Origin of the sequence: Tsukamurella sp. PLM1 (assembly GCF_023168325.1) — a bacterium.
In the GTDB taxonomy this organism is placed as follows: domain Bacteria; phylum Actinomycetota; class Actinomycetes; order Mycobacteriales; family Mycobacteriaceae; genus Tsukamurella.
The window spans coordinates 3,744,166-3,760,564 of record NZ_AP025688.1 but is presented as its reverse complement, the minus strand read 5'-3'; the positions used below and the strand labels follow the sequence as shown (position 1 = coordinate 3,760,564).

Annotated in this window: 13 protein-coding genes and 4 pseudogenes; 11 read left to right on the top strand and 6 right to left on the bottom strand. The window is 71.5% G+C overall.

Annotation, left to right across the window (positions count from 1 at the left end; genetic code table 11):
• Positions 1-25: 25 nt before the first annotated feature.
• The 4 genes and pseudogenes from MTP03_RS19385 to MTP03_RS19375 all read left to right on the top strand — a co-directional run.
• Positions 26-817: pseudogene (locus MTP03_RS19385) on the top strand (chorismate-binding protein); the annotation flags it as partial.
• On the top strand, positions 733-1,125 hold the full coding sequence (locus MTP03_RS22920; RefSeq protein WP_256465294.1) for a chorismate-binding protein: 393 nt from the start codon (positions 733-735) through the stop codon (positions 1,123-1,125). The pseudogene MTP03_RS19385 and the gene MTP03_RS22920, both read left to right, overlap by 85 nt.
• Before the next feature lie 432 nt (positions 1,126-1,557).
• On the top strand, positions 1,558-2,841 hold the full coding sequence (locus tag MTP03_RS19380; RefSeq protein WP_248489595.1) for an ABC transporter ATP-binding protein: 1,284 nt from the start codon (positions 1,558-1,560) through the stop codon (positions 2,839-2,841).
• The gene (locus MTP03_RS19375; RefSeq protein ID WP_248489594.1) at positions 2,838-4,610 is read left to right on the top strand and encodes an ABC transporter ATP-binding protein; all 1,773 of its coding nucleotides are present in this window, start codon (positions 2,838-2,840) and stop codon (positions 4,608-4,610) included. The genes MTP03_RS19380 and MTP03_RS19375 overlap by 4 nt, the downstream gene beginning before the upstream one ends.
• 15 nt (positions 4,611-4,625) lie before the next feature.
• Here MTP03_RS19375 and MTP03_RS19370 read toward each other — a convergent pair whose 3' ends face one another.
• Positions 4,626-5,276, bottom strand: coding sequence for a TetR/AcrR family transcriptional regulator (locus MTP03_RS19370; protein WP_248489593.1), 651 nt, complete (start codon positions 5,274-5,276; stop codon positions 4,626-4,628).
• Positions 5,277-5,364: 88 nt separating this feature from the next.
• Here MTP03_RS19370 and ppk2 point away from each other — a divergent pair.
• From ppk2 to MTP03_RS19350, 4 genes and pseudogenes are all read left to right on the top strand, one after another.
• A pseudogene (gene ppk2, locus MTP03_RS19365) lies at positions 5,365-6,301 on the top strand (polyphosphate kinase 2).
• Between the two features lie 19 nt (positions 6,302-6,320).
• On the top strand, positions 6,321-6,707 hold the full coding sequence (locus MTP03_RS19360) for a hypothetical protein (protein ID WP_248489592.1): 387 nt from the start codon (positions 6,321-6,323) through the stop codon (positions 6,705-6,707).
• Positions 6,623-7,189: a hypothetical protein gene (locus MTP03_RS19355; protein ID WP_248489591.1), complete on the top strand. Its 567-nt coding sequence runs from the start codon at positions 6,623-6,625 to the stop codon at positions 7,187-7,189. The genes MTP03_RS19360 and MTP03_RS19355 overlap by 85 nt, the downstream gene beginning before the upstream one ends.
• Positions 7,186-8,034: an alpha/beta fold hydrolase gene (locus tag MTP03_RS19350; protein WP_248489590.1), complete on the top strand. Its 849-nt coding sequence runs from the start codon at positions 7,186-7,188 to the stop codon at positions 8,032-8,034. Before MTP03_RS19355 ends, MTP03_RS19350 begins: the two co-directional genes overlap by 4 nt.
• Positions 8,035-8,040: 6 nt before the next feature.
• Here MTP03_RS19350 and MTP03_RS19345 read toward each other — a convergent pair whose 3' ends face one another.
• The 3 genes and pseudogenes from MTP03_RS19345 to MTP03_RS19335 form a co-directional block, all read right to left on the bottom strand.
• Positions 8,041-8,733, bottom strand: coding sequence for a L,D-transpeptidase (locus MTP03_RS19345; protein WP_248489589.1), 693 nt, complete (start codon positions 8,731-8,733; stop codon positions 8,041-8,043).
• Positions 8,734-9,918: 1,185 nt separating this feature from the next.
• A pseudogene (locus MTP03_RS19340) lies at positions 9,919-10,230 on the bottom strand (MTH1187 family thiamine-binding protein); the annotation flags it as partial.
• A 9-nt stretch (positions 10,231-10,239) separates the two neighbouring features.
• A pseudogene (locus tag MTP03_RS19335) lies at positions 10,240-12,284 on the bottom strand (prolyl oligopeptidase family protein).
• A 30-nt stretch (positions 12,285-12,314) separates the two neighbouring features.
• Here MTP03_RS19335 and lpdA point away from each other — a divergent pair.
• Positions 12,315-13,697, top strand: coding sequence for a dihydrolipoyl dehydrogenase (lpdA, locus tag MTP03_RS19330; protein ID WP_248489588.1), 1,383 nt, complete (start codon positions 12,315-12,317; stop codon positions 13,695-13,697).
• Positions 13,698-13,858: 161 nt separating this feature from the next.
• On the opposite strand, the gene MTP03_RS19325 is transcribed toward lpdA, so the two are convergent.
• A complete protein-coding gene (locus MTP03_RS19325; protein WP_248489587.1) occupies positions 13,859-14,374 on the bottom strand; it encodes a hypothetical protein in 516 nt (171 codons plus the stop codon).
• Between the two features lie 7 nt (positions 14,375-14,381).
• On the opposite strand from MTP03_RS19325, the gene MTP03_RS19320 reads away from it, so the two are divergent.
• A complete protein-coding gene (locus tag MTP03_RS19320; RefSeq protein ID WP_248489586.1) occupies positions 14,382-14,606 on the top strand; it encodes a DUF4253 domain-containing protein in 225 nt (74 codons plus the stop codon).
• A gap of 157 nt (positions 14,607-14,763) precedes the next feature.
• Positions 14,764-15,636 carry an ectoine hydroxylase gene (thpD, locus tag MTP03_RS19315; protein WP_248489585.1) on the top strand — a complete coding sequence of 291 codons (873 nt, stop codon included), beginning with the start codon at positions 14,764-14,766 and terminating at the stop codon, positions 15,634-15,636.
• Between the two features lie 175 nt (positions 15,637-15,811).
• Here the strand turns inward: thpD and MTP03_RS19310 are convergent, their stop codons facing one another.
• Entirely contained in the window at positions 15,812-16,336 is a 525-nt protein-coding gene (locus MTP03_RS19310) for a carboxymuconolactone decarboxylase family protein (protein WP_248489584.1), read from the bottom strand.
• Positions 16,337-16,399: the final 63 nt, after the last annotated feature.

Genomic DNA, 16,399 nt, shown 5'->3' with positions numbered 1-16,399 from the left:
CCGACCGGGTTCTGGAGGCGCTGCGATGATCGACTCCGCGGAGAGCGAGCATCCGCACTTCCTGCTGACCGCCGCCGGGCAACGCCTGGCCGCGAGCGGGACCGCGAGCACGTTCACCGACCCGCACGCCGCGGCGGCCGCGCTGCGGTCGGGCGCCGCCCCGTCGCTGGTCGGCGCGCTCCCGTTCGACCTGGACGACCCGGCAGCGCTGACGGTGCCGCGGCGCTTCGGGCCCGCGGCAGCGCCGGGCGCACCGTCGGAGCTCCCGACTCTGGTCCAGACCGCCCAGCACCCCGAACCTGCCGAGCACGTGTCCCGGGTGCGCCGCGCGATCGCGCTGATCGAGGGCTCCGACCTGCAGAAGGTGGTGCTCGCGCGCGCCGTCGACTTCGAGGCCGCCGCCGCGCTGGATCCGCTCGCCGTGGCCGCTGCGCTCGAGGAACGCGACCGCGAGGGCAACGCGTTCGCCGTGGCCCTGGGCGCCGCCGGCGAGGATCATCGCGGGCGCTGGCTGGTCGGTTCCAGCCCGGAGATCCTGGTCGGACGCATGGGTGGCACGGTCTTCTGCCACCCGTTCGCCGGCACCGCGACCTCGCCCGAGGGACTGCTCGACTCGCCGAAGGACCGCGAGGAGCATGCGTACGTGGTCGACGAGATCGCCGCCGCGCTGGCGCCCCTGTGCTCCGACCTGGACGTGCCCGGCGCACCGTCGGTGACCCGGGCCGGGCCGGTGTGGCACCTCGGGACGAAGATCGAGGGCCGGCTCGCGGATCCGGCGACGACGGCGCTGGACCTCGCCCTCGCACTGCATCCGACCCCCGCCGTCTGCGGCTTCCCGCGGCGCACCGCCGCGCACGCGATCGCCGACATCGAGGGCGGCAGCATCGATGGGGGCTCAGCCCCCGCGGCTTCTACGCCGGCGCCGTCGGATGGAGCGCCGCGAACGGCGACGGGCACTGGCGCGTCAGCATCCGGTGCGCGGAGCTCGACGGTGCGCGGCTGCGCGCGTTCGCCGGGGGCGGCATCGTCGGGGCGTCCGACCCGCACGCCGAACTGGCCGAGACCCGCAATAAGCTGCGCACCGTGCTGGGCCCGTTCCGGCTCACCGAGACCGCGAGGAGCTGACTGTCCGATGGCCGACTGGACCGGGAGCCGGCTGCCGGTGTTCTTCGAGGCGCCGGAGGAGCAGCCCGAGCACCGCCCCTTCGCGGTCGACGGGACGACCACGCCGCGGCAGCTGGTGCTGCGCACCATGTTCGGCAACCGGTCGCGGACGCTGCCCGCGGGACTGCTCATCATCGGCCACCAGGTCGGCGAGGCGCTGGTGCCCGTCGTGATGGGCCTCGCGATCGACCGGGCGATCCAGACCGGCGACTGGGCGGCGACCGTCCGCTGGGTGCTCGTGCTCGCGGTCCTGTTCGCCTTCCTCTCCTTCAGCTTCCGCTTCGGTTCACGCATCGGCTTCCTCGGGATGAACACCGTGCAGCACCGGCTGCGGACACAGGTGACCGACAGGATCCTGGACCCCGCGGCCTCGGCGGCGGCCACTCGCCCGGTGTGCTGCTGTCCATCGCGACCTCCGACGTGCAGCGGCTCGCCATGTCCGTCGCGCTCGGGCTCTACCCGGTGGGCGAGCTGGCGGCGATCGTCTTCTGCGGCGTCGTGCTGCTGTCGATCTCGTGGCAGTTGGGGCTGCTCGTGCTGCTCGGCGCGCCGGCGATGCTGTGGTGCCTGGACAAGGCGGGCGGCGCCCTGCGCGCCCGCAGCGAGGCGGAGCAGCGGGCGGCCGGCGAGGCCGCCGGGGCCGCGGCCGATCTCGTCGCCGGGTTCCGCGTGGTCAAGGGAATGCACGCCGAGGCCGAGGCGGACCGCCGCTACCGGTCCGCGAGCGCCCGCGCGCTCGCCGCCGTCATCAAGGCCCGCAGGTCCGAGGGGGCGTACGTGGGCGCGATGGAGGCCGTCGCCGCCGTCTTCGTCGTGCTCGTGGGCGTGCTCGCCGGCGTCAAGACCGTGCACGGCGACCTCAGCGTGGGACAGCTGATCACCGTCGTGGGGCTGACCCAGGTGGTGATGGCGCCGCTGCAGGCAATGGGCACCAACTTCGGCAAGTTCTGGGTCGCGGGCAACGCCTCCGCCAAGCGTGTGCTCATGGTGCTGCAGGCCCCGTTCGCGCGCGACGAAGGGACGCTGCACGCGCACGACGGCGACGACGTGCCCGTACGGGTCACCGGCGTCCCCGCGGGCGAGGACCTCGTGGACCTGGAGTTCCCGCCCGCCGGGGTCACCGCCGTCGTGTGCGGCGCCGAGACCGCCGCCGCCGCGACCGCGCTGCTCGCGCGCACCGGTGCGCCACGGCCCGGGGCGTCGGTCACCGTCGGAGGCACCGACTTGTACATCCTGAGCCAGCCCGCCGCGCTGCGGGCCGTGCGCGTCGCGCCACACGCCACGACGCTGTTCGAGGGCACGATCGAGGAGAACGTGGCCGCCGGCGGCGCGCCCGACCGCGTCGCTGCGGCGCTGCTGGCCGCGGCTTGCGACGACGTCCTCGCCGTGTTGCCCGACGGGCTGCAGACGTCGGTCGGCGAGGCCGGCCGCCTGCTGTCCGGCGGCCAGCGGCAGCGGGTCGCTCTGGCCCGGGCGCTCGCCACCGACACGCGCACGCTGGTGCTGGTGGATCCGACCAGCGCCGTCGACTCGGTCACCGAGGCGGCGATCGCGGACCGGCTGGGTGCGGCCCGCGAGGGGCTCGCCACCGTCGTGTTCACGGCGTCCCCGACGTTGATCGCCGCGGCCGACACCGTTGTGCACCTGACTCCGACCGGAGCGGAGGTCCGGGCATGAGCGCCCCCACGTCGACCATCGGCGCCCTGCCGATCGCGGACGGGCGGGAGACCTTCCGGTACGCCCGCGGGCTGCTCGCCCGGAAGCGGGCCGCGCTCGCGGTCGTCTTCGTCGTCCTGCTCGTCGGCGCCGCCCTCGGACTCGCGGTGCCGTGGGGGTTCGGCGCGATGGTCGACGAGGCCATCAGCGGCGGCGGGTACGCCGACGTGCTGCGGATCGGCGGGATCATGGCGGCCGCGGCGATCGCGTCGGCGTGCTTCACCGGCGTCGGAATCGCCCTGACCGCACAGCTCTTCGAGACCGCACTGGCCCGGCTGCGCGAGTCGATGGTGGGCGCGGCGTTCCGCCTGTCCCAGTCCCGTGTCGAGGAGGCGGGCTCCGGCGATCTCGTCTCCCGCGCCACCGACGACGTGGGCGTGGTGAGCCAGGCGATCTCGCGGGGCGTGCCCGCGTTGGCCCGCTCGGGCTTCTCCGTCGCGGTGACCGTTGCCGGGTTCGCCGCGCTGGATTGGCGCTTCCTGCTCGTGGCGATCGTGGTGCTGCCCGTCTACGGGCTCGGCGCGCGCATGTACGTGCGGGTCGCGCCGCCGGTCTACCGCTCGGAGCGGGCGGCGATGGCCGAGCGGGCGCACCACATGCTCGGGTCCATCCGGGGCCTGCCCACCGTCCACGCCTACGACCTGATGGACCGCGCCAGCCTGCGGGTCAGCGACGGTTCGTGGCGCGTCGTGCGCTGGACCATGCGCGCGCGGATCGTGCAGAACCGGCTGTTCGGTCGGGTCAACCTCGCCGAGTTCGTCGGTATGGCCACAATCCTCGTGCTGGGCTTCGCCCTCGTCGACGGTGACCTGGTCACCGTCGGCGCCGTCACCACCGCGATGCTGCTGTTCCTGCGCCTTTTCGGGCCGATCGGCGCGCTGCTGCTGGTGATGGACGACATCCAGTCGGCGGGCGCCTCGCTGGCGCGCATCGTCGGGGTGATCCGCCTCGCGGACGACGAGGCGGCGGGCCCGGCACCGTCGGGCGAGGTGGGCGCGAGCGGCGGACCGCCCCGCGTCGAGGTCGACGGGGTCGCCTTCGGCTACGGCACCGGTCGCCGTGTGCTGGACGGGGTGAGCGTGACCATCGAGCCGGGGGAGACGGTGGCCGTGGTCGGCACCTCCGGAGCGGGCAAGACGACGCTCGCGGCGCTGGTCGCGGGCGTGCACGTGCCGGAGGCCGGCGCGGTGCGGATCGACGGCAATGCCCTGGCGGCGCTTCCGGAGGACGCCGCGCCCGTCCTGCTCACGCAGGACGTGCACGTGTTCGCCGGGCCACTCGCCGACGACCTGCGGATGGCGCAGCCCGGCGCCTCCGACGACGCGCTCCGGGCGGCGCTGGAAACGGTCGGGGCCTGGGAATGGGTGTCGCTGCTCGAGTCCGGGATGGACACCGTCGTCGGAGCGGGCGGGCAGGTGCTGACGCCCAAGCGCGAGCAGCAGCTCGCGCTGGCGCGGCTCGTGCTGCTCGACCCGCCGGTGGCGATCCTCGACGAGGCCACCGCCGATGCGGACAGCGCCGACGCCGACGCTCTCGAGGACGCCGCGCACGCCGCGCTCGCGGGGCGAACCGCGATGGTGGTGGCGCACCGCCTGAGCCAGGCCGCCCGCGCCGATCGGATCCTGGTCATGGAGCGCGGAGCGATCGTCGAGCAGGGCACGCACGACGACCTGCGCCGCGCGGGCGGACGGTACGCCGCCCTGTGGGCGGCGTGGAGCCGGAACCGCTGAGGTGACGGCGGACCGTCAGGCCCCGTGGAAGGCGCGGTAGACCGCCGAGCCGTAGAACTTCCCGATCGTCTCGGCGTCGCCGCGCCAGTCAGGCCCGGCGTCGTCGGGGCGGTCCGCGAGCATCGAGCGGACGGCCGCCTCGCACGCCGAGACGAACAGTTCCATGAGCATGGGCAGCTTCTGGTCGAGATCCTGCATGTCCCACCAGCGGATGAGGGCGGGGCGGATCCACTCCTCGGCCTGCGCCGCCAGCGTCCTGCGGGCGCCGCGAACGCGGTGCACGACCTCCGGGTCGGTGACGCCGGAGAACAGCAGCTGCCAGGTGTCGGCGCGCTCGTTCACCGCGGCCAGCAGGCCGCGCATGCCGATGATGAACGCCGTCTCCGGGTCCTCGCCGTGGGCGCTGTGCAGCGACGTGAGGACGTAGGTCATCATCGTCTCGGTCTCCCGGTCGAGCAGCTCGGTGATGAGCGCGACCCGATCCGGGAAACACGAGTAGATGACGGGGCGGGTGACCTGCAGCTTGTCGGCGACGGTGCCGATGGTGACGGCGGCGAGCCCGTCGCGCGCGGCGATCTCCAGCGCGGCGTCGAGGACCTGGGGGCGGCGACGCTCGGGCCCGAGGTGTTCGGCGCGCCGGCGTCCGCGGTTGGCGGTGGTGGGCATCGCGGCACAGTTTACCCGGGGCGGACAACCGCACGTTCACGTGCAGTTCACCGAACCGTCCTGGCCTTTGACTACGCTTCCGCGCGTGATGGATCTGGATCTGCCGGCGGGCATCGATTTGAGCGCGGTCAGTGGCCGCGAGGCGCTGCAGAAGATCGTCGACCTGCGGGCGACCGAGGGCTTCTCCGTCAACGACGACGATGACGACGATCCCGTGCTGCTCACGCCCGAGCGGCACGTCGTGGACACCTGGCGCGAGGGCTACCCGTACGACGAGCGCATGGCCCGGTCGGAGTACGAGCGGGAGAAGCGCCTGCTGCAGATCGAGCTGCTGAAGCTGCAGCGCTGGGTCAAGGACACCGGCCAGCGCCTGGTGATCGTGTTCGAGGGCCGCGACGCCGCCGGCAAGGGCGGCACCATCAAGCGCTTCATGGAGCACCTCAACCCGCGTGGCGCGCGTGGTCGCGCTGGTCAAGCCCACCGAGCGCGAGGCCGGCGAGTGGTACTTCCAGCGCTACATCGACCACTTCCCGACCAAGGGCGAGATCGTGCTGTTCGACCGCTCCTGGTACAACCGCGGCGGGGTCGAGCGGGTCATGGGCTTCTGCTCCGACGAGCAGCACGAGCGCTGGACCCACCAGGTTCCGCTGTTCGAGAAGATGCTGGTGGACGACGGCATCGACGTGACCAAATTCTGGTTCTCCGTGACCCAGCTCGAGCAGCGCACGCGCTTCGCGATCCGCCAGATCGACCCCGTGCGGCAGTGGAAGCTCTCCCCGATGGACCTGGCGTCGCTGGACAAGTGGGACGGCTACACCGCGGCGAAGGAGGAGGTGTTCGCGGCGACCGACACCGACTACGCGCCGTGGACCGTCGTCAAGAGCAACGACAAGAAGCGTGCGCGCCTGAACGCCATGCGCTACATCCTCGACAAGTTCGACTACGACAACAAGGACATGGAAGTCCTGGCCGCGGGCCCGGATCCGTTGATCGTCGGACGGGGTCGGGACCTCATCGGCGACTGACGACGGTAGCGTTGTCGCCGTGCGTTCTCTGACGGCTTTCCTCCTCGTGCTCGTGGCGATCCTGGCCACGTTCGTGGCGGTGCCCGCCAACTGGGCGTCGCGGACGGTGCTGGACCGCGACGAGTTCACGGCCCTGATGGAGCCGCTGGGGCACGACCGCGGCGTGCAGGACGCGATGGCGCAGGAGATCGCCCAGCAGGTGCAGCGGCTGCTCACCGAGCAGGGCGACGCGCGGCCCCGCTCTCGGCGATCACGCCGTACGTCTCGACCTACACCCACGGCCCGCAGTTCCCCGGGGCGTTCAAGGCGGCCCTCGGCGAGGTGCACGATTGGCTCCTGCAGCGCCAGACCGCGGAGCAACGGCTGCGCGGCGAGACCACCGCGGAGATCGACCTCGCACCCATGATCCGTGACGTCGCCGCCGCGAACAACGTGACGGTGACGGTGCCCGAGCGGGTCACGATCGATCTGTCCGGCACGGGCGCGAACCGGGACCTGTTCCGGGCGGGTCGGTACGCCGACGCCGCCGACGCGATCCGGCGGGCGGCGTGGATCGCCCCGATCGTCGCGATCGTGGCCGCGCTGCTCGCGCTGTGGGCGGCGCACCGTCGGGGATTCATGCTGTTCTACCTGGGGCTCGGCGTCGCGGTGGCGGCCGGCGTCACCTGGATGCTGTGCGTGGTGGCACCGTCGTACGTGGCGGGCCGGGGCGGGACCGGCGGACTGAGCCCGACGGTGATCGACGCCGCGATCACGCAGGTGACCCACAGCCTCACCCCGTGGATCGTGACCGAGGCGGCGGTCGGTGGCGCGATCGCGCTGATCGGCCTGATCTTCGGCGGTCTCGGGGCCGTCGCCGAGCGCCGCGCGGAACGGCGGGCCTGGTGAGCTCCCCGGCCTCGAACGCGCAACGGCGGCCCACCGTCGCGACGCTGACCTACAAGGACGGGGTCACCACGAACCCCGTGCGGATCTTCCGCGGGCCGGACCCGGCGGCGCCGGTGCTGATGATCTGGCCCGGCGTGAACGTGCCGGCCGGGTACTTCGACGACTTCGGGCGCGCGCTGGTCGACGCGGGACTCAACGCCGTGGTGTCCGAGCACCGTGGGCAGGGCGATGCGCGGCCGCGCGGCGCGGCGGGCGCACACGGCTTCCAGGACGTGGTGGTCGAGGACTATCCGGCGGTGTCCGCGCTCGCGCGGCAGAAGTTCCCGGACGCGCCGCGAATCCTGCTGGGGCACAGCCTCGGCGGGCTGATGGGAACCATGTACGCGGCGCGGGCGCGGCGCAACCTGGCCGGGGTGATCCTGGTGGCCTGCGGCACCGGCTATTACAAGCTGGACGGGTTCTCGGGGACCGCGCGCCGGATCGGCACGTCCGTCGCCGCGCGTGCCGCGGCCCGACGGGGCCACTGGTCCGGCCCGGACGGGTTCGGGGAGGTGCCCAAGGGCATCGTCCGCGACTTCGACCACCTGGTGCAGACCGGCGATTTCAACGTGGACGGCGCGGACGTGGACTACGAGAAGCGGCTCGCGGGAACGAAGACGCCCGTCCTCACGGTGTCGATCGCGGGCGACGAGATGGTGTCGGAGAAGCAGTCGCGGTTCGTGGGGGAGAAGTTTGCGGCGTCCACGCACCGGCGGATCGAGCAACCGCTGGGGCACAACCAGTGGATCCTCTCACCGGAGCCGGTGATCCCGGTGCTGTCGGAGTGGATCGCGCAGCACGGGTAGGGCGAGTCAGCCCGCGAGGCCGGTGACCAGGACCGGGTTGTGTACGGGCGCCAGCCATTTCAGCAGGGTGATCATGCCCTCGCGGCTGATCGCGACGCAGCCCAGCGTCGGCTTGCCGTCCGTCACGTGCAGGAACATCGCGCCGCCCTTGCCGGGAGTGTGGCCGGGGTTGTTGTCGAAGTGCACGGCGTAGTCGTAGACGGGGCCGATGTCGTAGAGGTTCTCGCTCTCGGGCCCGGGGCTGGCGGCCTGGACGACCATCCGGTCGTAGGTGGGGGAGTTCACGTTTCCGTCCCACCAGTGCTGATTCGTCACCTTGGTGTACGGCAGAGTGGTGCCCGGGTTGTCCTGCCGGCCGAAGGCGAGATCGAGCCGGAACACGCCGAACGGCGTGCGGGGCACCCCGTCCTTGCCCTCGCCGATGCCCTGCTCGCCGACCTTGCCGGGGACCGGCCCGTAGACCTTGGTCCACCCCTGCGCGAGCTGCGCCCACGCCGAGACCTGGACGTCGGTGGAGGAGAACGACGGTGCCGCGACGGTGATGACCTCGCGGGCCGTCGGCGCGGCCGCGATCGCGGCGTCGAGCAGCGCCTTGTCGGCGTCCGCCGCTGCGGCGTGCGGTGCGATCAGCGACGACGCGACCGCCGCCGTCGGTACCACCGCAAGCCCCAGGAGCATCTGGCGTCGCTTCAGTATCATGCGTCACAGTATGGCATGGCGGATGCCGCCGTGCGGTCGACCGGACCGTGGTCCCGCGGGGGTTCGCTCCTCAAGCCCCGGATGCAGCGGGGTGACTACGGAGCGAACCCCGCGGGAGCGGAATCATCCGCGAGTGGGACCGGGATCGGGGACGATGGACCCGCGGTGCGGGGGCGCCGCAGGGGAGGGAACCCATGTCCGAGGACGAATCGATCGAGCATCGGCACCGGCGGGAGCTGCACGCGGTCGGAACGTCGGATCGGGTGATCCGAAAGCTCGTGCACGCCCAGCAGATGCACAGGGTGTGGCGAGGGGGCTATCACAAGGGCGGCCGGCTGCCCCGTGGGACGAGCTGGCACTGTCGGCGATGGCGGCGGCGGAGCGCGCGGGACCGGCGATGGTGCTCAGCCACGCCGCGGCCGCAGCCGTCCTGGGCATGCAGGTGCTCACGTTCGATCACCGGACCGTGGAATTCACCCGCGACGGAAACCGGGGCGGTGGCAAGGAGGGCGCCGGCGGGTGTACCGGCGACGATTGGATCCCGAGGACGTCACCGTCGTGAACGGGGTCGCGGTGACGACGATCGCGCGGACGGCCGTAGACCTGGCGCTGGCGGGCACGTTCGAGCAGGCCGTGTGCGCGATCGACGCGGCGCTGCGGATGGGGGTGGCGACGGACGAGCTGACGGCGTCGATCGGTCGCCTCGGCCGGCGCCGGGGGATCGCCGTTCTCCGCGCCGCGCTCGCTGAGGGCACGCCGCTGTCGGATTCGGTGGGTGAGTCCTGGAGCCGGGCGCTGATGCTGAAATGGCCTGAGATTCCCCGCCCCGAACTGCAGCGCGAGTTCTTCAACGAGGCGGGCGCCCTCGAAGCCAGGGCGGATTTCCTCTGGTCGGACCTGGTGGTCGGCGAGTTCGACGGCAAGTGCAAGCAGAAGAAGGGCTTCACCTCCGAGCGGCGGATCCAACGCGACAGCCTGCTGATGAGTCGCGGGCTGAAACCGACGCACTGGGATTGGGGCGACTGCAAGCAGCCGGACCGTCTGCACACCAAGCTCGTGGACATCCTCGGCCCGCACGGTCTGCTGCTCGACGGTGCCTCCCGCCGGGGTTCGCACCTCAGACCCCGGATGCAACGGGGTGACGGAGGAGCGAACCACCGCGGGAGCGGTCAGGGTGCCGCCGCTGCGCAGGTGCTTCTCGACTCGCTCAACCTTGGCCGAGAGCTGGCCCGTGTGCCCGGGGCGGATGTCGCACTTGACCACGAGGGAGACGCGGGGCGCGGTCTCGGCGAGGCGGTCGACGCACGCCTTGATCACGCCCATCACCTCGTCCCACTCGCCCTCGATGGTGGTGAACATCGACGTCGTCTCGTTGGGCAGGCCGGAGGCACGCACGATGGCGACCGCCTCCGCGACCGCCGCGGCGACGCCACCGTCGGCGGCTCCGCCCGTGCCGTCCAGGCCGCCCATCGGGCTGATCGAGAATGCAGCGAGCATGGTTCCTCCTCAGGTGTTGTCGGACGCGGATCCCAGCTCGCGCCACAGGAACTCGTACGCGAGTGCGGATTTGAAGGCGGCCTGCTTGTTGTCGGCCGCGCCGCCGTGGCCGCCCTCGATGTTCTCGTAGTAGCCCACCTCGATGCCGCGGTCCTGCAGCGCGGCGACGAATTTGCGGGCGTGGCCGGGGTGCACCCGGTCGTCCCGGGTCGACGTGGTCACCAGGAGCGCCGGCAGGTCGCCCGGCTCGCCGGGGCCGTCCGGCAGGTTGTGGTACGGCGAGTACTCGCTGATGTAGGCCCACTGGGTGGGATCGTCGGGATCGCCGTACTCGGCCATCCACGACGCTCCGGCGAGCAGCTGGTGATAGCGGCGCATGTCCAGCAGCGGTACCTGGCACACGATGGCGCCGAACAGTTCCGGGTAGCGCGTGTACATCACCCCCATCAGCAGGCCGCCGTTCGAGCCGCCCTGCGCTCCCAGCTGCTCGCGCGTCGTGATGCCGCGCGCCACGAGGTCCGCGCCACGGCGGCGAAGTCCTCGTAGGCGCGCAGCCGGTTCTCCTTGAGCGCGGCCGTGTGCCACGACGGCCCGTACTCGCCGCCCCCGCGGATGTTCGCGAGCACGTACACGCCGCCGCGCTCGATCCACGACGCCCCGGACACCGCGGTGTAGTCCGGGGTGAGCGAGACCTCGAAACCGCCGTAGCCGTAGAGCAGGGTGGGCTGCGGGGTGTCGGCCGGGCGGCGGACCACGAAGTAGGGGATCGAAGTCCCGTCGGCACTGGTTGCGAAGAACTGCTCCGTGGTCACGCCGTCCGCGTCGTAGAACGCCGGCGCGGACTTCAGCGGCTCCACCGTCCCGCCCGCCGTGCCGTGCAGCAGGGTGGGCGGCAGCGTGAAACCGCTAGCCGTGGCGAAGATCTCGTCGTCCTCGCGCGGATCGGTGTAGTAGACGCCGATCTCGGCCAGCTCGGGGAACCCGTGCGTCTCGCGCCGCTCCCAGGTGCCGGGCTCGAGGGTGTGCAGCTCGGACCGCACGTCGCGCATCGTCTGCAGCAGCAGGTACGACTTCGTGAACGCGTACCCGGCCAGCGCGGTGTGCGCGTCCGGCGTGAAAACCGTGTGGTACTCACGCTTCCCGGCGCGGTAGGCGTCGAAGTCGAACTCCACCAGCGCGCCGGGCTCGACCGTGCCGGCGGGAAGGTCCCACGCCGTCTTCGGCCGCACCAGCAGCATCGACTCGTGCACGTCCGCGTCCGCATCGGAGGGGACGTCGATCCGCTCCAGCGCCAGGGTCTCCGGATCGAGGAGGTAGAACTCCCGGTTGTAGAAGTCGATCGCGCGGTTGACGAAATGCCGTTCGTAGCCGGGGGTGTCGTCGTAGCCGGCGCCGATCGAGACGTCCGAGTGATGGCCCTCGTACACCAGGTCGGCATGACCGAGCGGGGTGCCGCGACGCCACCGCTTCACGACTCGCGGGTACCCCGAATCGGTGAGTGAGCCCGGGCCGAAGTCGGTGCCCACGTACACGGTGTCCTTGTCGATCCACGAGATCCGGCTCTTCGCCTCCGGCAACTCGAAGCCGCCGTCCACGAACTCCCGGCGCGAGATCGAGAACTCCCGCACCACGGTCGCGTCGGCGCCGCCCCGCGAGAGGGAGACGAGCGCGCGGTCGTACCGCGCACCGTCGGGCGACTCCGACCGCAGGACGGCCGCCCCGTGCCACACCCAGTTCTCGTCCTCGGCCTCGCGGAGGGCGTCGACGTCGATGACGACGTCCCACTCCGGGGAGTCGGTGCGGAAGGACTCGAGCGTGGTGCGCCGCCACAGCCCGTACGGGTGGTCGGCGTCGCGCCAGAAGTTCCACAGGTGTTCGCCGCGGCGCACCGGGTACGGGATCCGCTGGTCGGTGTCGAGGATGGTCAGGGCCCGCGATTCGAGCTCGTCGAACCGCGGTCCGGTCAGGCGTGCGGTGCTCGCTGCGCCCTGCTCGCGCGCCCAATCGAGGGCGGTGGCGGATCCCACTTCTTCGAGCCATGCGTACTGGTCCATGATCACCACAGTAGGGCTACCCTGAATGCCGTGGCTGATCACTTTGACACTGTTGTTCTCGGCGCCGGCCCAGGAGGCTACGTCGCCGCTATTCGCGCCGCCCAACTCGGGCAGAAGGTCGCGGTCATCGAGGAGAAGTACTGGGGCGGTGTGTGCCTGAACGTGGGCTGCATCCCGTCGAAGGCGCTCCTGAAGAACGCCGAGCTGGCGCACACCTTCACGCACAAGGCGAAGCTGTTCGGTATCTCCGGCGACGTCTCGTTCGACTTCGGGGCCGCGTTCGACCGCAGCCGCAAGGTGTCGGAGGGGATCGTCAAGGGCGTTCACTTCCTGATGAAGAAGAACAAGATCACCGAGATCAACGGCTACGGCGTCTTCGTGGACGCGCACACCATCCAGGTGGGCGATCAGACGGTGACGGGCGACAACATCATCATCGACACGGGCTCGACGGTGCGCCTCCTGCCGGGGGTCACGCTGTCGGACAACGTGGTCACCTACGAGGAACAGATCCTCACCCGCGACCTGCCCGAGTCGATCGCCATCGTGGGCGCCGGCGCCATCGGCATGGAGTTCGCCTACGTCCTGAAGAACTACGGCGTGGACGTCACCATCATCGAGTTCCTCGATCGCGCGCTGCCCAACGAGGACGCGGACGTCTCCAAGGAGATCGCCAAGCAGTACAAGAAGCTGGGCGTGAACATCCTGACCTCCACCAAGGTCGAGTCGGTCGACGACCAGGGCAGCCAGGTCGTCGTGAAGTACACCGGTCCCAAGGGACCCGGTGAGATCACGGTGAGCAAGGTGCTCATGTCGATCGGCTTCGCCCCGCGCGTCGAGGGCTTCGGCCTGGAGAAGACGGGCGTCGCCCTCACCGAGCGCGGCGCCATCGCCATCGACGACCACATGCGCACCAACGTGCCCGGCGTGTACGCCATCGGCGACGTCACCGCGAAGCTGCAGCTGGCGCACGTCGCCGAGGCGCAGGGCGTCGTGGCGGCGGAGACCATCGCCGGCGCGGAGACCCAGACGCTGGGCGACTACCGCATGATGCCGCGCGCCACCTTCTGCCAGCCGCAGGTCGCCTCGTTCGGCCTCACCGAGCAGCAGGCGCGCGACGAGGGCTACGACGTCAAGACCGCGACCTTCCCGTACACCGCGAACGGCAAGGCCCAGGGCCTCGGCGACGCGGTCGGCTTCGTCAAGCTGGTCTCCGACGCCAAGTACGGCGAGCTGCTCGGCGGCCATCTCATCGGCCCCGACGTCTCCGAACTTCTGCCCGAGCTGACCCTCGCGCAGAAGTGGGACCTCACCGTCAACGAGTTGGCCCGCAACGTGCACACGCACCCGACCCTGTCCGAGGCGCTGCAGGAGTCGATCCACGGTCTCGCCGGCCACATGATCAACCTGTAGGAACGTTCTCCCCGGCGGCCCGGCATCGTCTCCCGACGGTGCCGGGCCGTCGCCTTGTCGAACCGAAGGAGCCCGATGATGTTCCGTGCCACCGCTGGAAAGGTCCCCGCCGCCGATGCCGAAGAGGTCGGCGGAGTGACACTCCCGCCGGGGCGGCTCGTTCAGTCCCAGGGCGGGGCCGATCTCGCCTGGATCAGCACCGGCGTGATCCCGGCCGAGCGGCTGAACCAGCTGATCCGGGACCTCGCCGCCGTGTTCGGCACCACCGGGCTGTGGCCGCTGCAGGCCCATGGCCGCGGACAGGACGGCCCCGACTCCTGGGACGGCGACGTTCCCGGGAGGCCGCCGACGACGCCGCGTGGAGCATCGGCGACCTCGGGCAGCCGTGGGGCGACGGGGAGTTGGCCGGGCCGCAGGGCACCGTCGGGGACGCCCTGCCGGTGTTGCTGCGGCTCGGCGCGGAGAACATTGCGAACGAGGATCCCGACGCCGACCCCGACCGGCCCGCCGCGGTGACCGCGCTCGCCGCGGCGACGCCCGGCGCGGACCCCGCCGCCGGTTCGCTGGACGTGGAGGGAGAGGGCGCACTGCTGCTCGTCCCCGTCGCGCGGCCCGCCGACGTGCCACATGCGCTCGGCTGGCTCGGCGCGAGCGACGAGGGGGTGTGGCGCCGACATCGCCGCGGTGCTGCGCTCCTGGGAGGAGCGGTTCGGCGCGGTGCCGGTGTCGATCGGCTACGACAGCCTGATGCTGCAGGTCGCCCGTCCGCCGCAGGCGCCGGACCAACTCGACGGCGTGCTCTCCGAGCACTACGCGGTGTGCCCGGACAACGTCGACCGTGGCGAGGGCGCCGACGCCTACCGGGAGGGGCTTTCCGAGTGGACGCACTGGTCGTTCTGGTGGGACTGAACGGCTGAGTTGGACACTCGTGCCGGACCCTGGCATGGTCGGGACCGCGGCGTGGCGTGGCCACGGCGCCGGGTCGAGAAAGGGCATCGGTCACCGTCCTCACGTCCGCGCCGCGAGGCACGCAGTGGAAAGCGCACTGCCCGGACGGAAGGAATCGATGAACAACGCAGCGACGCTCACCGACAACTACCCGACGCGCGTCGACCATAGCGAGATCCACGACCGGCACGACCCCGTCGTCTGGCCCGGCCGCTCCGGTCCCTGGTCCGACACCGCCGTCGACGATTTCGCCGCGAACGGCTTCCGCAGCGTGGAAGGCGTGCTCGGCGCCGACGACATCCGAGACGTGCGCGCCGAGATCGACGCCGTGACCACCCGGCTCGGCGACGACGAGCGGGTGATCCGCGAGACCTCCGACGGCAGCGTGCGGTCGGTGTTCGCGGTGCACGAGCTCAGCGACAGGATCGCGGCGATCATCGCCCGCGACGAGGTGTCGGGCGTCGCCCGGCAGCTGCTCGGCGATGACGTCTACGTGCACCAGAGCCGGGTCAACCTCAAGCCGGGCTTCGCCGGCGGCCCCTTCTACTGGCACAGTGACTTCGAGACCTGGCACGCCGAGGACGGGATGCCCTCCCCGCGTGCGGTGAGCGTCTCGCTGGCGCTCACGCCGAACACGCCCTTCAACGGCTCGCTGATGATCATGCCCGGCTCCCACCGCCGGTTCGTCTCCTGCGTCGGGCGCACGCCCGGCGAGTACCACCTCGAGTCGCTCAAGTCGTACCGGCCGCCGTTCGGCACGCCGGAGGAGAGCGACATCGCCGCGATGGCCGACGAGTACGGCATCGAGCAGATCACCGGCGGCGCGGGCAGCGCGCTCTACTTCGACTGCAACTGCCTGCACGCCTCCGCGGGGAACATCTCGCCCTACCCGCGGTCGAACCTGTTCGTGGTGTTCAACGCGGTGTCGAACGCGCTTCAGGAGCCGTTCGCCGCCGACGCGCGTCGCCCGGAGTACCTGGCGACGCGGTAGGCGCTCACGAATTCGAGTTCTGCTGCGTCAGACGTGCAGGACGACACCTCTGACGCAGCAGAACTCGATATCGTGAGCGGTCAGCGCGGGGGCCGGCCACGGTCACGACCGTGCCGTCGGGGCGCAGTGGTCCTGCTGGTCGGGGTGAGCAGCCCGGTCGACGGCGTCGACGCGGTCACTGTCGCTCCGGCTGGATGCCGAGGACGTCGATCGCGGTGGCGAGACCGTCGTAGTTGGTGGCGAGCATGACGATCTCCACCAGCCTGCGCTCGTCGTAGAACGCGGCGAGGCGCGCCCACGACTCGTCGGTGACCGCCTTCTCGTCGACCAGTTCGGTGACCACGTCGAGCAGCGCGGCGCTGCGGTCGTCCCAGCCGGAGCCGTCGAAGATGCGCTCGAACTGCGTGTCGGTGAGCCCGGCGCGGGCGCCGATCCGCCGGTGATGCCCCAGCTCGTAGGTGCTGCCGCGCAGGTGGGCGACGCGGACGATCACGGTCTCCGATTCCGAGCGCTTCAGCGCGCCGAAGGGCATGAGCATGCCGGAGTAGCCGAGCCAGCCGACGAACAGCCGCTTGGTGCGGCCGAGCGTGGAGAACAGGTGCATGTCGTCGGCGCGGATGGCCTTCGCGCCGATCCGGGCGATGGCGTAGTTGATCGGGCCGAGTTGGCGGAGTCCGCCGGGAGTCACGCGCGGTGTCATGACCCGACGTTACCGCCTGGGCGATCGCCGGCCGGAAGGCCGCGGCACCGTCGGGCCGGAGGG